This window comes from Mesorhizobium sp. B2-3-14 (assembly GCF_006442175.1).
Taxonomy (GTDB): Bacteria; Pseudomonadota; Alphaproteobacteria; order Rhizobiales; family Rhizobiaceae; genus Mesorhizobium; species Mesorhizobium australicum.
On record NZ_VFVP01000003.1, the window covers coordinates 465,565 to 478,546 of the forward strand.

Genomic DNA, 12,982 nt, shown 5'->3' on the forward strand with positions numbered 1-12,982 from the left:
CCCCCGTTGCGGCCCGTTGCCTGGCCGCCAAGGGCCTGGCGGTCGGCATCTCGCTGCCGGACGAGAAGGAATGCGCCCTGCAACGCGCCGTGCTCGATCGCTGAGCTGTCGCCGGTCAGGCCGGTGGAATTCCAAACTTGCCACGAACTTCGTCGTAGAGGTCGCGCCGCCAGCGGCGGCCGTGGAGATAACCGTTGATCAGTTCCGGCAATGAATAACCAAGCGCATCAGACGAGCGGTTGGCCATGTATCCTGCAAATGCCTGTGGTATTCGCCCCCGGAGAATATCGGCGATGATCTGCCGCGTGATCATAAAGGGAGGGACATGGGGGTATGAGCGAGCGATGTGCGGATGCTTACTCATCAGGATCGCGTAGGCTTCGACATAGCCGTCCCTGCGGCCTGAAATCGAATTCTGCGAATTGTGCTTCGTCCAGTCGATATCTTCCGATAATTGCGCGCCGAAGCGCTGTGCGAAGCGCAGCAGAAGCTCGCGGTCCTGCATCCGGGGAATGTCGCTGTCATAGCCGCCGATGGCCAGCAAAGCCTCGCGTCTGGCTGTTATAGCCGATCCGGCTATGAAGGCCGTCTGCGCGACCACCGCCCGCTCCAGCATTGGCGGGTTCAGGAAAGCGCCGCGGTTGACGCAGGCGGTGCCGCGGCCACCCTTCACCGAGACATATGAGGAGAGCAGGACTTCGAGCGCTGGATTGTCGTCGAACCATGCCAGCGTCCGTTCGAGCCGGTGCGGCAGGAAGAGATCGTCCGAATCAAGAAAAGTCACCACGGGCGCCCGGGCTAGCTCGATGCCGGCATTCCTGGCGGCATTGGCGCCGCGCCACTTCGCGCCGACATAGATCAGCCGGGGGTCATGGATGCGGGCGAGCGCCGCCTCGGTCCCGTCCGTCGAACCATCGTCGACGACGATATGTTCAAATCGCGGCATGCTCTGGGAAAGCACGCTTTCGACGGCGCGGAGCACCGTTTCGCGCCGGTTGTGAGTCGGCGTGATCACCGTGACGAGGGGCGCCTGTTCGGTCTTCCCGATCATATCACGTCGGCCGCCTCCAGCGCGTAAACACCCTTCGCGCCAGGTCCTTTGATCATCGGGATGGCTAAATGGATCGGACTTCCCCCTGGATGGGCCTCATCGGATTCGGTGCGACGCTACAAAAAACAACCTGCCATGTCACCCCGTCGTGCCGTCGTTCGACCGACCAGGCATGATGAATTCCAGCTCATGGCGCTTCAACTGCAACACTTTCGCACCCGCTGAAAGACGCGCGGCCACCCTCAAGGATTGGCAGTCGAGCCTGCGGGCGTCGCCCATTTCATTATCGCTTCAGCAGGAACACTGCTTGTTGGCCAAAGAAATTCCAGAACCACCATGGCATCGACAGGCCGATCTTCTGGCCGTTGGCGTCGAGCGCGGTCGCCTTCTCCACTGTCGCGCCAAGCTCTTCGCACAAATTGACGAAGTCTCGGATCGTGCAGAAGTGGATGTTGGGCGTGTCGTACCAGGAATAGGGCAGGTCGCTGGTCACAGGCATGCGGCCCTTGACGAACAGCGACAGGCGCACCCGCCAGTGACCGAAATTGGGGAAAGACACGATTGCCCGGTTGCCGATCCTGAGCAGCTCGTCGAGCACCAGCTTCGGGTTGCGGGTGGCCTGCAGGGTCTGCGACAGGACAACGAAGTCAAAGCCCTTGTCGGGATAGAATTCGAGATCGGTGTCGGCGTCGCCCTGGATGACACTGAGACCGCGCGCCACGCATTCGTTGACGCCACGCTGCGACAGCTCGAGTCCGCGACCGTCGACCTGCTTGGTGTCCTGCAGCAATTCGAGCAATGAGCCGTCGCCCGAGCCGACGTCGAGCACACGCGATTGCGGCGGGATGAGGTTGGCGACGACCTCGAGGTCGACGCGTTGGCTGCCGTTGACGCTCATGGCTTCGCCTCGTGGACGGCGCATGGCCTTGGTCCGAAACGTCTGCAACTTTTCGGGGTCATGGCTTCGCCGTCCTGTTTGGCGCATGACCTTGATCCGAAACGTCTGCAACTTTTCGGGGTCATGCGCTGAGCCCCCTGGCGCGCGCGGCCGAGCCGATGAAGCCGTTGATGGCGGCAAACAGTTCCGGCTCGTCGAGCAGGAAGGCGTCGTGGCCGCGATCGGTCTCGATCTCGACGAAGGATACCGAGGCGCCGGCGGCGTTGAGTGCGTGGACGATGGAGCGGCTCTCTTCGGTCGGGAACAGCCAGTCCGATGTGAAGGACACCAGGCAAAAGCGGGTTTTCGTGCCGGCGAAGGCGTCGGCCAGCCGGCCGCCATGGTCGGCGGCGAGGTCGAAATAATCCATCGACCGCGTCATGTAGAGATAGGAGTTGGCATCGAAGCGGTCGACGAAGGTCATGCCCTGGTGGCGCAGATAGCTCTCGATCTGGAAGTCGGCATCGAAGCCGAAGGTCAGCGCTTCGCGGTCCTGCAAATTGCGGCCGAATTTGCGGTGCAGGGCGGCTTCCGACAGATAGGTGATGTGGGCGGCCATGCGCGCCACCGCCAGCCCTTTCTCCGGGCGCTTGCCGTGTTCGAAATATTTGCCGCCATGCCAGTCCGGATCCGCCATCACGGCCTGCCTCCCGACTTCGTGGAAGGCGATGTTCTGTGACGAATGGCGCGCCCCGGTGGCGATCGGCAGCGCCGAGAACACGCGCTCGGGATAGCTCGACGCCCATTCCAGAACCTGCATGCCGCCCATCGAGCCGCCGAGCACGCAGAACAGTTTCTCGATGCCGAAATGGTCGATCAGCATCTGCTGCGCGCGCACCATGTCGCGGATGGTGATGACCGGCAGGTCGAGGCCATAGGGTTTACCCGTGGCCGGGTTGGTAGAGGCCGGACCGGTGGAACCCAGGCAGCCGCCGATGACATTGGAGCAGATGACGAAGAAACGGCTGGTATCGATGATCCTGCCCGGTCCGATCAGCACTTCCCACCAACCGGGCTTGCCGGTTACCGGATTGGTGCTGGCGACATGCTGGTCGCCGGTCAGCGCGTGGCAGACGAGGATGGCATTGGAGCGGGCATCGTTCAGCGTGCCATAGGTCTGGTAGGCGATCTGGAACGGCGACAGCAGCGTGCCGGCGTCGAGCTTGAGCGGCTTGTCGGGTCCGAAACGCAACACCGGGCTCGACGGTTGGTCGGCCTCGTTGTTGGTCTTTCCTGCACGCAGAGCGGCCATCACGTCTCTCTTGCTGCACCGTGCGCTCGTGGAAATCGTTGCCGATCTCCGCCGCCGATGCGTCCGTCCGGCCGGTCGCGGACAACAAAAAACCGGCATTGCCTTCGCAAAGCCGGTTACGTCACGCAAACGGCCCTTTAGCGAATTGTTTAACGTGGCTGCAAGCCGACCGGCCAAATCACCACGGAACTGTCAATCGTCTTTCTAGAACCCGCCTGCCTCGCCGTCAATGGCGGCGGCTGGCACCACTGCCACTCTCGACATTGCGTGCCATGGCTTGTATTTCCGCAGCGGCCTCCGGATGGAGGGGTTTTCGACGGATTTTGCAAGATATGAACCAGACACCGGATCAGGCACGTCCAACTCCGCGCGCGGGCATCATGGACATAGAGGCCTATGTGCCCGGCAAAAGCTCGGCGCCCGCCGGCGTCGCCAAGGTCTACAAGCTGTCGTCGAACGAGAATCCGCTTGGGCCTTCGCCGAAGGCGATCGAGGCCGCGCGCGAGGTCGCCGGCAAACTCGACATCTATCCCGACGGCAGCGCCAGGCGGTTGCGCGAGGCAATCGCCGAGGTGCATGGCCTCAACCCGCAAAACATCATCTGCTCCAACGGGTCGGACGAAATCCTCGGCCTGTTGGCGCAGACCTATCTCGCGCCCGGCGACGAGGCTATGTTCACCGAACACGCCTTCATGGTCTACAAGATCTACATCCAGTCGGCAGGCGCCACCCCGGTCGTGGTCAAGGAGACCGACGAGCGCGCCGACATCGATGCGATGCTGGCGGCCGTCACGCCGCGCACGAAAATCGTGTTCCTGGCCAATCCCAACAACCCGACCGGCACCTATGTGCCGTTCCAGGAGGTGCGCCGCCTTCATGCCGGACTGCCGGGAAACGTGCTGCTGGTGCTCGACGCGGCCTACGCCGAATATGTCCGCCGCAACGATTACGAAGCCGGCATCGAGCTGGCCGGCAGCGCCGAGAACGTGGTGATTACCCGCACCTTCTCCAAGATCGGGCTCGGCGGCGCGCGCATCGGCTGGATGTATGGTCCCCTGCATATCGTCGACGCCATCAATCGTGTACGCGGCCCCTTCAACGTCAATGCGACAGCGATCGAGGCCGGCATCGCCGCGATCCGCGACCGTGCCCATGTCGAGCGTAGCGTGGCGCATAACGAGACCTGGCTTACCTGGCTGAGCGGCGAAATGACCAGACTTGGGCTGCGCGTGACGCCGAGCGTCGGCAATTTCCTGCTCATTCATTTTCCCGACGATCAGAAGCATTCCGCGGCGGCGGCTGACGATTATCTGAGCGCGCGCGGCTATATTCTGCGGCGCGTTTCAGGTTACGGCTTTCCCAACGCGCTTCGCATGACCGTCGGCACTGAAGAGGCCAATCGCGGCGTTGTCGCCGCGCTCACGACATTCCTGAAAAGCTAGAACGTCTAAAGAGCTGGAACACCATGGCATCACCGATGTTCGAAAAGATCGCGCTGGTCGGTATCGGCCTGATCGGCTCGTCTCTGGCCCGCGTCATCCGACGCGAGGGCTTGGCTCGCCATGTCGCCATCTCGACGCGCAGTGCGGCAACGCTCAAGCGAGCCGAGGAACTGGGCCTTGGCGATTCCTACACCACCGATGCCGGGGACGCGGTGCGTGATGCCGATCTGGTCGTTGTCTCGGTGCCGGTCGGCTCATCCGGCGCTGTAGCGGAGGAAATCGCGCCGGCGCTGAAAAAGGGGGCGATCCTCACCGATGTCGGCTCGACCAAGGCCTCGGTCATCGCGCAGATGCAGCCGCATGTGCCTGAAGGCGTCCATTTCATTCCTGGCCATCCGCTGGCGGGCACCGAAAAATCCGGCCCGGATGCCGGGTTTGCCGACCTGTTCGACAACCGCTGGTGCATCTTCACGCCGGTGCCGGGCACCGATCCGGAAGCGCTGGAACGGCTGTCGGAATTCTGGCGCCGCTGCGGCGCCAACATCGACACGATGGACCCGCAGCATCACGACATGACGCTGGCCATCGTCTCGCATCTGCCGCACATCATCGCCTACAACATCGTCGGCACCGCCGACGATCTGGAATCGGTGACCAAGACGGAAGTGATCAAATATTCCGCCTCCGGTTTTCGCGATTTCACGCGTCTGGCTGCCTCCGATCCGACCATGTGGCGGGACGTGTGCCTGCACAACAAGGATGCCATCCTGGAAATGTTGGCGCGGTTCTCGGAAGACCTGGCGTTCCTGCAGCGCGCCATCCGCTGGGGCGACGGCGACAAGCTCTTCGACCTGTTCACCCGCACCCGCGCCGTGCGCCGCTCGATCATCGAGGCGGGCCAGGATATCGACGCGCCCGATTTTGGCCGCCAGGCGGTCGAGCATCCGGCAAAGAGCTAGGTGATTTCAACCGGCCAGGCGGTTGCCATCATGGCGAGCGTCTCCGCCCGATCCGGCGCGCCCAGCCGGCCGCCGAAGCGCAGGCACTTGAGCGCGGCGGCCGCGCTGGCAAAGCGCAGTGCGTGCTCGACCGCCATGGCTTCCGCCAGCCCGACGGCAAAGGCGCCATGAAAGACATCGCCGGCGGCCAGCGTGTCGACCGCCTTGACCCTCGGTGCCTCGACATGGCGGGATGATCCGGCGCTTCGGTCGAACCACCAGGTACCCGCCTCGCCGCCGGTGACCGCGACGAACGCATCGGTGCGGGACGCCAAATCGGTGCAGGCGGTCTCCAGATCCAGCGCGTGGCCGCATATGATGCGGACCGCCGGCTCCGAGGCGACGATGTGCGAGGCCAGCGGCAATAATCGTTCCAGCACCGCCAGGGGCGCGGTATCGGCATCGAGTATGGCTGGGCGGCCGGCGGCCCGCGCCGTCTTAAGGGCAAGCGCCGCGGCGCCCGGCCAGCGCACGTCGGCCAGTACGGTGTCGAATGCCGTTATGTCGGTGAACGGCAAAACCTCGGGATCGGCCTGCGCGCGCGCGTCGTAGAAAGGCACGATGATCCGCTCGCCATGCGCATCGACCAGGATCGAGGCCAGTGCCGAGCGGGCGCCGCTGACGCGGCGTACATGGCTGCAATCGACGCCCTCGGCCTCTATCCCGGCAATCAGCAGATCGCCGACCGGATCGTCGCCGGCGCTCGCCCATAGCGACACCTCGGCACCCAGGCGATGCGCGGCGCAGGCCGCGCTCGTGGCCATGCCCGAAGCGATCTGGATGCCGTCCGAGGCGATGAATTTTCCCTGATGCCTGGGCAGCGATTCGACACGAAGAATGGTGTCAAGCGTCAGTGCGCCGACGCTCAGCAGCTTTGCCGGCCTCTCCATCGTTAATTGACCGGTTTGATCTTGCCCAGCGGAATGAAGCCGAGGGAAGCCTTGCCCTTGACCACTTTCAGCGGCATCGACGGTTCGCTGCCAAGCAGCGCCAGGGCGCCAAAACCCTGCTCGATCGCATTCTTCTGCTCGGGTATGGCGCCGGCAAGAATAGATGCCACCGCCTTGGGATCCTTGATCCTGATCATCAGGTCGGCGTCGACGAGACCCTCGGCATCGACCGACAGCGGCCCGGAAACGGTGACCCGCGCCGTGCCGGACGACAGATCGAGGTTGCGGATTTCGATCCGCTGGCCGCGCAGGCTTTTCACCTGCGTGCCGATCAGCGCCACGCCGTTCTTCAGTGTCACGTCGCCGCTGGCATCGAGCGCCGGCAACACCCGCCCGCCGATCGCGTCGGCGTCGATCTCGAGATCGCCAAAGCTGCCGACATAGTCGAGATCGCCGTTGTTGGGCTGCAATTGGCCTGACGCCTTGCCGGCACTGAACAGTTCCACCGGATCGGTGTCGTCGGCCGGGTCGGTCTGGCCCGACAGGCCCTCGGCCTGCAGCGCTACACGCCGCGGCAGCGGGTACCACAATTTGACGTTGGCCTGCAGATTGTCCCAGTCGATCCAGAGCGGCATCATGCCGGGGACGGAGGTCCGGAGCGGACCGCGTAGATTGGCAACAGGCGACAAGGGCTGGACGATCTGGGCGACGGCGTTGAAGGAGCCGGCCGAGGCGGCAATGCTCTTGGCGTCGTCCTCATAGGCGAGGTTGTCGCAAGAGACGGCAAAGCTCAGTGGATAGCCACCGACCTGGAGGTTGGCGCAACCGGCCTCGATGCCGCTCTTGTTGAGCGTGGCAACCGCCTTGTCGGCCTCGGACCGGACCCTGTTGGCCAGATAGAACCAGCCGGCGCTGTAAATGGCGAACAGCACGAGGATGAACGCGGCAAGCCACCACAGGCGGCGACGGTTACCCGGTTGGCGTTCGTCACTTGACGGCATGCTTTGGCTCTCATTAACGCGTGGATGGCGTGGACGGATTCTCAGGTTCCGAACACTAGGTAGACAGAGACGGATGGAAAAAACACCGGTTACCGGTGCGGTGCTGCCATTCTTTTTGCAATCAGGCGCGGTGATATGGGCGATTTTTGGGTGTTCGGCTACGGTTCGCTGATCTGGCGACCGGGTTTCGCTCATGTCGAGACACGACGCGCCCGCCTGCATGGCTATCGCCGCTCGCTCTGCGTCTATTCCTTCGTGCATCGCGGCACGCGCCAGCGGCCCGGACTGGTGCTTGGCCTCGACCATGGCGGCTCCTGCGTCGGCCTTGCGTACCGCGTCCCTGGCGAATTGCGCGACGAGGTCATTGCCTATCTGCGCGAGCGCGAACTCGTCACCAGCGTCTATGTCGAGCGGACGCTCAAGGTTCGCCTCGACGGCGGTGGCACGGTGGAAGCCGTGGCCTACGTCGTCGACCGCAAGCATGAGCAATATGCGGGCGCGCTGGACGCGGCGGAGGCGGCGGCCGTAGTGCGCGGCGCGGTCGGCCGATCCGGCGACAACGAGGATTATGTGCTGAGCACGCTGAAGCATCTGGAAGCGCTCGAGATTCGCGACCACTGGCTGGAGGATGTGGCGCACCGGATAGCGACTTTGTGAAGCGCTGGTCCGCGGAAAAGGGTGGCCAGGCCTTTGACCTCGATGCGGCAAGACCTAGGTTAGGCTCCGAACCCAGCCAGCGGGCGGCATCCGTCCGGTCCCAATCAATCATCACGGAGATCCGTCTTGCAGAAACGCCGTCTCGGTCGCACCGACCTTTCCATCGCGCCGCTGGTTCTGGGTGGCAATGTCTTCGGCTGGACCGCCGACGAGAAGACTTCTTTCGATCTGCTTGATCGCTTTGTCGGGGCTGGCCTCAATGCCATCGACACGGCCGACGCCTATTCGCGCTGGGTTCCCGGCAACAAGGGCGGTGAATCGGAAACCATCATCGGCAAATGGATGAAGGATCGTGGCAATCGCGACAAGGTCGTAGTGGTCACCAAGGTCGGCTCGGACATGGGGCAGGGCCACAAGGACCTGTCGGCCGCCTATATCGAAAAGGCTGTCGATGCATCGCTGAAGCGGCTGCAGACCGAATTCATCGACCTTTACCTGTCGCACTGGCCGGATCCGGCCACGCCCTATGAGGAAACCCTCGGCGCCTATGAGAAACTGCTCGCCAAGGGCAAGATCCGCTATGCCGGCTGTTCCAACCTCGACGCCGGCCAGTTGCGCGCGGCACTTGACGTGGCAAGCCTGCGCGGCCTGCCGCGCTATGAGGTGCTGCAGCCGGAATACAATCTCTATGACCGCTCCTCCTTCGATGGCCCACTGCGCGATCTCTGCGTGGCGGAGGATATCGGCGTCATCACCTATTTCAGCCTGGCCAAGGGCTTTCTCAGCGGCAAGTACCGCAGCGAGGCCGATCTCGGCCAAAGCGAGCGCGGCGGCGGGGTGAAAGACTACCTGAATGCGCGTGGCATGCGCATCCTGGCGGCGCTGGACGCGGTGTCGGCGAGGCATTCGGCCAAACAGGCGGAAGTGGCGCTTGCTTGGGTTATCGCGCGGCCCGGCGTCACCGCGCCGATCGCCAGTGCGACCAAGCCTGAGCAGATGGACAGCCTGATCCGCGCGGCGTCGCTGAAGCTGTCCGCGGACGACATGGCCGAACTCGACAAGGCCAGCGCCTGAGGTTGCGACGCTGGTGCTGACCACGCTGGCGGTGTACGGCTGACGGCCGGTGGTCAGGAGGCTTCAGGCCTTCGCGCCGAGCTCCCGAAGCCGCTTCACCGCCGTTGGCGGCAGGGCCGGCGGGTTTGATGCGCGGGATGCCTCGAGGAGAAGCTGGTCGCAGGCAGCTTCGGTCTCACCGATCAGCCGCGCCATGAACTCGTCCTTGCCCAGGCCAGGCGGTATAGGCGGCAGGAAGCGCGCCTTGACGGTGCCGGGATAGCGCAGGAACTTGCGGCGCGGCCAATAGAGGCCAGCGACATGGGCGACCGGCACGACGGGAACGCCGAGCTGCGAATAGATTTCGACGATGCCGTATTTGTAGGCCGGCTCGTCGCCCGGCGCCCGGCGCGTGCCCTCGGGATAGATGATCAGCTGGCGCGGGTTGCGCGCCATTTCTTCCTTGGTCGCCGCGACCACCGCCTTCAAGGCCTTGGAGCGGCTGCCGCGATGCACCGGGATCATCCGCATCTTCAAGATGTACCAGCCGAAGAAGGGGATCCAGGTCAGCTCGCGCTTGAGGATGTAGAGCGGGTCCTGGAGGAAGGGGAAGAAGGCGATGGCGTCCCAGAAAGACTGGTGCTTGGGCGCCAGGATGAAGGAACCCTCGGGCAGGTTTTCCTGCCCGGTGATGTCGTTTTTGGTGCCGGCGATCTTGTCATAGAGCCACATCGAGGTGCGCGACCAGAATTTCGGCACGAACCAGGCGCGGTGGCGGGGCGACAGGAAATAGTACGGGGTCCAGAGGATCATCTGGACGATCAGATTGACGTAGAAGACGAAATTGAACGCCAGCGATCTGACATAGAGCATGGGGGAGGTCCGGTGAGGAAGTGTGCGTTGGTTACACCAAGCGCGGAGAAAAAGGAACGGTGCGATACTGTCCGTCCTACCAGGTCGCCTGCGCCAGGCGTTCCCTCAGGCGGGGGGCGGCGAAGTCGAGGAAGGCGCGCAGTTTCACCGGCAGCCGGCCCTGGCCCGCATGCACCAGGTTTACCGGCCAAGGCTCGGGTTCGAAATCCCTGAGCACGGGGCGCAGTGTTCCCGAGCGTGCGGCGGCGACGATCTGGTAGGAAAGCACCCGTGTCACTCCGACACCGGCGATCGCCGCATCAATCGCCGCCTCGGCGGTGTTGACCCGGAGCCTTGATCGGACCGGCACGACAAAATCAGCCTTGTCCACGGTGAAGGTCCAGGTGGCGAGCGAGCCAAGGCCCTCGAAGGTAATGCAGCTGTGCGTCTCGAGATCTCGCGGAGTTTCTGGAATGCCGCGTCCTGCCAGATAGGCAGGGCTTGCGCAGACAACATGACCGATCGAACCGACCCTGATGGCGACCATGCGCGAATCCGGCAGCCTGCCGATACGGACGGCGAGGTCGATATGATCCTCGGCCAACTGGCTTATCCTGTCGCCGAGCGTCAGGCGGATATCCACCAGGGGATAGGCGGCGAGGAAGTCGGTGACGACCGGTAGCACGTGAAGGCGGCCGAAGACGATCGGCGCGGTGACGATCAATTCCCCTGTCGGGGCGCTGTATTCGCCGCCGGCGGTGCGTTCGGCGTCGCCGACCTCGTCGAGGATGCGGCGGCAGGCAGCGAGATAGGCATGGCCGGCGTCGGTCAGTGTCAGCCGCCGCGTCGAGCGGTTCAACAGGCGTGTCTTCAGGTACCGCTCCAGTTCGGAGACCTTGCGGCTGACTGTTGCCAACGGAACGTCCGAATGGCGCGCGGCGGCGGAAAGGCTGCCGCCCTCCGCCGCCGCGACGAAAAGGGACATGGCTTCGAGACGATCCATCATTTCTTCCAGAAAATGGAAGGGTTGGTTGCAAATATGGCATCTACATCCGCAACATGGAAGGCTGCATATAATGGGGACACACCTCAACCAGGAAATCTCTATGCCCCGCATCGCTACGCCTTCGTCCATCGCTGCCGCTCCCGCCGCCGCGCAGCCCATGCTGCAAGTGGTGGAAAAACAGCTTGGTGTCGTGCCGAACCTGTTTCGGATGGTCGCCAACAGTCCGGCGGCGCTGGAAGGCTATCTCGGCATGATGGGCGCGCTGGCCAAGGGCCGGCTTCCGGCGCCGACACGCGAGCGCATCGCGCTGGCGATCGCCGAGATCAATGGCTGCAACTACTGTCTGTGCGCGCACACCTATCTCGGCAAGACGCTCGCAAGCCTCGACGATGCCGAGATGATGGCCAATCGCCATGGCGGCTCCATGGACCCCAAGGCAGCCGCGGCGGTGCGTTTTGCAGCCCGGGTTGCGCAAAGCCGCGGACATGTCGCCCAGGAGGATATCGCCGCTGTCAGGCTCGCGGGCTATGACGACGGAGAGATCATCGAGATTGTCCAGCATGTCGCCCTGAACGTCTGGACCAACTATATCAATGAGGTTGCCCAGACCGAGATCGATTTTCCGGTTGTTTCCGCCCGCAATGCTGCCTGAATCCGGATAGGAGCGGCGGTGCCCGCCGGTCCCCACCCTTCATGCCGCAGAGGAAATCCCATGTCTGAGAGCCGCCCGCCGCTTCCGCCCTTCACCGCCGAGACGTCAGCCCAGAAAGCGCGCATGGCCGAGGATGCCTGGAACTCGCGCGATCCGGCGCGGGTGGCGCTCGCCTATACGGCGGACAGCCGTTGGCGCAACCGCGCCGAGTTCCTGCAAGGCCGCGATGCCATCCAGGCGTTCCTGACGCGCAAATGGAGGCGCGAACTCGACTACCGGCTGATCAAGGAGGTCTGGGCCTTCCACGGCAACCGCATCGCCGTGCGCTTCGCCTATGAATGGCGCGACGACAGCGGCTCATGGTTCCGCAGCTACGGTAACGAGAACTGGGAATTCGACGAGCACGGGCTGATGCGGCTGCGCATCGCCAGTATCAACGACCTGCCGATCGCCGAGGCCGAGCGCAAATATCACTGGCCGCTCGGCCGGCGGCCGGACGACCATCCGACGCTGTCGGAGCTCGGTCTTTAGAAGCATTCAGGCAAAGGAGGTTTCGATGAACGCACACGCTTTTACCAGCGATGTCGCCTTCACGCCGACGGTCAAGGCGATCCAGGCGCGCAAGGGCTCGCGCCAGTCCTACGCCCGCGTCGAGGAGCGCGGCGGCTGGCAGTCGGCGATCACACCGGACCTCGCCGCATTCATCGAAATGCAGACCAGCATCTTCCTGTCGACGGCCAATGGCGATGGCCAGCCCTATATCCAGCACCGCGGCGGCCCTGCCGGCTTTCTCAAGGTGCTCGACGAGAAGACGATCGGCTTCGCGGATTTTTCCGGCAACAGGCAATTCATCACGCAGGGCAATCTGGCCGACAATCCGAGGGCCTTCCTGTTCCTGATCGACTACATGATGCGCCAGCGCATCAAGATCTGGGGTACGGCGCGCGTTGTCGAGGACGATGCCGAGTTGACGGCGAGGCTGATGCCGCCGGACTACAAGGCGCGTCCCGAGCAGATCATCCTGTTCACCGTCTCGGCATGGGATGCCAATTGCCCGCAACATATACCGCAGCGCTTCGAGGCGGCTGATGTGGCAGCCGCGCTTGGCGAGCGCGACCGGCGCATCCAAGACCTTGAACAAGAGATCGCGTGCCTCAAGGGCGTTTCAGGGGCTGTCGCCAAGCAATGACG

The 12,982-nt window shown here is 63.7% G+C and carries 14 protein-coding genes and 1 riboswitch; of the genes, 7 read left to right on the forward strand and 7 right to left on the reverse strand.

The window, feature by feature from the left end:
• Positions 1 to 115 precede the first annotated feature (115 nt).
• The 3 genes from FJ950_RS11125 to FJ950_RS11135 form a co-directional block, all read right to left on the reverse strand.
• Positions 116 to 1,051, reverse strand: coding sequence for a glycosyltransferase family A protein (locus FJ950_RS11125; RefSeq protein ID WP_140616813.1), 936 nt, complete (start codon positions 1,049 to 1,051; stop codon positions 116 to 118).
• A 283-nt stretch (positions 1,052 to 1,334) separates the two neighbouring features.
• The gene (gene metW / locus FJ950_RS11130; protein ID WP_015315519.1) at positions 1,335 to 1,949 is read right to left on the reverse strand and encodes a methionine biosynthesis protein MetW; all 615 of its coding nucleotides are present in this window, start codon (positions 1,947 to 1,949) and stop codon (positions 1,335 to 1,337) included.
• 121 nt (positions 1,950 to 2,070) lie between these two features.
• The gene (locus FJ950_RS11135) at positions 2,071 to 3,240 is read right to left on the reverse strand and encodes a homoserine O-acetyltransferase (protein ID WP_015315520.1); all 1,170 of its coding nucleotides are present in this window, start codon (positions 3,238 to 3,240) and stop codon (positions 2,071 to 2,073) included.
• 117 nt (positions 3,241 to 3,357) lie between these two features.
• Positions 3,358 to 3,435, reverse strand: a riboswitch (SAM riboswitch).
• 137 nt (positions 3,436 to 3,572) lie between these two features.
• Here FJ950_RS11135 and hisC point away from each other — a divergent pair.
• On the forward strand, positions 3,573 to 4,682 hold the full coding sequence (hisC, locus tag FJ950_RS11140; protein ID WP_140616814.1) for a histidinol-phosphate transaminase: 1,110 nt from the start codon (positions 3,573 to 3,575) through the stop codon (positions 4,680 to 4,682).
• Positions 4,683 to 4,705: 23 nt separating this feature from the next.
• Positions 4,706 to 5,641 (forward strand): prephenate/arogenate dehydrogenase family protein, encoded by a 936-nt coding sequence (locus FJ950_RS11145; RefSeq protein WP_181166418.1) that lies wholly within the window; start codon positions 4,706 to 4,708, stop codon positions 5,639 to 5,641.
• Here FJ950_RS11145 and FJ950_RS11150 read toward each other — a convergent pair.
• Both FJ950_RS11150 and FJ950_RS11155 read right to left on the reverse strand, forming a co-directional pair.
• Positions 5,638 to 6,570 carry a sugar kinase gene (locus FJ950_RS11150; RefSeq protein WP_140616815.1) on the reverse strand — a complete coding sequence of 311 codons (933 nt, stop codon included), beginning with the start codon at positions 6,568 to 6,570 and terminating at the stop codon, positions 5,638 to 5,640. The two genes, FJ950_RS11145 and FJ950_RS11150, sit on opposite strands and share 4 nt — an antisense overlap.
• A 2-nt stretch (positions 6,571 to 6,572) precedes the next feature.
• Positions 6,573 to 7,571, reverse strand: a complete 999-nt coding sequence (locus tag FJ950_RS11155; RefSeq protein WP_140616816.1) for a DUF2125 domain-containing protein — start codon at positions 7,569 to 7,571, stop codon at positions 6,573 to 6,575.
• 135 nt (positions 7,572 to 7,706) lie between these two features.
• Between FJ950_RS11155 and FJ950_RS11160 the strand changes: the two genes are divergently transcribed.
• Positions 7,707 to 8,228: a gamma-glutamylcyclotransferase gene (locus tag FJ950_RS11160; RefSeq protein WP_140616817.1), complete on the forward strand. Its 522-nt coding sequence runs from the start codon at positions 7,707 to 7,709 to the stop codon at positions 8,226 to 8,228.
• A 126-nt stretch (positions 8,229 to 8,354) separates the two neighbouring features.
• Entirely contained in the window at positions 8,355 to 9,302 is a 948-nt protein-coding gene (locus tag FJ950_RS11165) for an aldo/keto reductase (RefSeq protein WP_140616818.1), read from the forward strand.
• Between the two features lie 63 nt (positions 9,303 to 9,365).
• Here the strand turns inward: FJ950_RS11165 and FJ950_RS11170 are convergent, their stop codons facing one another.
• Together FJ950_RS11170 and FJ950_RS11175 are read right to left on the reverse strand one after the other, a co-directional pair.
• On the reverse strand, positions 9,366 to 10,154 hold the full coding sequence (locus FJ950_RS11170; protein ID WP_015315527.1) for a 1-acyl-sn-glycerol-3-phosphate acyltransferase: 789 nt from the start codon (positions 10,152 to 10,154) through the stop codon (positions 9,366 to 9,368).
• 76 nt (positions 10,155 to 10,230) lie between these two features.
• Complete coding sequence (locus tag FJ950_RS11175) at positions 10,231 to 11,136, reverse strand: LysR family transcriptional regulator (RefSeq protein WP_140616819.1); 906 nt, start codon at positions 11,134 to 11,136, stop codon at positions 10,231 to 10,233.
• Between the two features lie 103 nt (positions 11,137 to 11,239).
• Here FJ950_RS11175 and FJ950_RS11180 point away from each other — a divergent pair, with 103 nt between their 5' ends.
• Genes FJ950_RS11180 through FJ950_RS11190 form a run of 3 tightly spaced genes read left to right on the forward strand, consistent with a single transcriptional unit; the run spans position 11,240 to position 12,980 of the window.
• The gene (locus FJ950_RS11180; protein WP_140616820.1) at positions 11,240 to 11,791 is read left to right on the forward strand and encodes a carboxymuconolactone decarboxylase family protein; all 552 of its coding nucleotides are present in this window, start codon (positions 11,240 to 11,242) and stop codon (positions 11,789 to 11,791) included.
• Positions 11,792 to 11,851: 60 nt separating this feature from the next.
• Positions 11,852 to 12,322, forward strand: a complete 471-nt coding sequence (locus FJ950_RS11185; RefSeq protein WP_140616821.1) for a DUF1348 family protein — start codon at positions 11,852 to 11,854, stop codon at positions 12,320 to 12,322.
• 25 nt (positions 12,323 to 12,347) lie between these two features.
• A complete protein-coding gene (locus FJ950_RS11190) occupies positions 12,348 to 12,980 on the forward strand; it encodes a pyridoxamine 5'-phosphate oxidase family protein (protein ID WP_140616822.1) in 633 nt (210 codons plus the stop codon).
• Positions 12,981 to 12,982 lie beyond the last annotated feature (2 nt).

Coding starts and splice junctions, on each gene's coding strand:
- FJ950_RS11125 (WP_140616813.1), bottom strand. CDS start 1,051: ATGATCGGGAAGACCGAACAGGCGCCCCTCGTCACGGTGATCACGCCG.
- metW (WP_015315519.1), bottom strand. CDS start 1,949: ATGAGCGTCAACGGCAGCCAACGCGTCGACCTCGAGGTCGTCGCCAAC.
- FJ950_RS11135 (WP_015315520.1), bottom strand. CDS start 3,240: ATGGCCGCTCTGCGTGCAGGAAAGACCAACAACGAGGCCGACCAACCG.
- hisC (WP_140616814.1), top strand. CDS start 3,573: ATGAACCAGACACCGGATCAGGCACGTCCAACTCCGCGCGCGGGCATC.
- FJ950_RS11145 (WP_181166418.1), top strand. CDS start 4,706: ATGGCATCACCGATGTTCGAAAAGATCGCGCTGGTCGGTATCGGCCTG.
- FJ950_RS11150 (WP_140616815.1), bottom strand. CDS start 6,570: ATGGAGAGGCCGGCAAAGCTGCTGAGCGTCGGCGCACTGACGCTTGAC.
- FJ950_RS11155 (WP_140616816.1), bottom strand. CDS start 7,571: ATGCCGTCAAGTGACGAACGCCAACCGGGTAACCGTCGCCGCCTGTGG.
- FJ950_RS11160 (WP_140616817.1), top strand. CDS start 7,707: ATGGGCGATTTTTGGGTGTTCGGCTACGGTTCGCTGATCTGGCGACCG.
- FJ950_RS11170 (WP_015315527.1), bottom strand. CDS start 10,154: ATGCTCTATGTCAGATCGCTGGCGTTCAATTTCGTCTTCTACGTCAAT.
- FJ950_RS11175 (WP_140616819.1), bottom strand. CDS start 11,136: ATGGATCGTCTCGAAGCCATGTCCCTTTTCGTCGCGGCGGCGGAGGGC.
- FJ950_RS11180 (WP_140616820.1), top strand. CDS start 11,240: ATGCCCCGCATCGCTACGCCTTCGTCCATCGCTGCCGCTCCCGCCGCC.
- FJ950_RS11185 (WP_140616821.1), top strand. CDS start 11,852: ATGTCTGAGAGCCGCCCGCCGCTTCCGCCCTTCACCGCCGAGACGTCA.
- FJ950_RS11190 (WP_140616822.1), top strand. CDS start 12,348: ATGAACGCACACGCTTTTACCAGCGATGTCGCCTTCACGCCGACGGTC.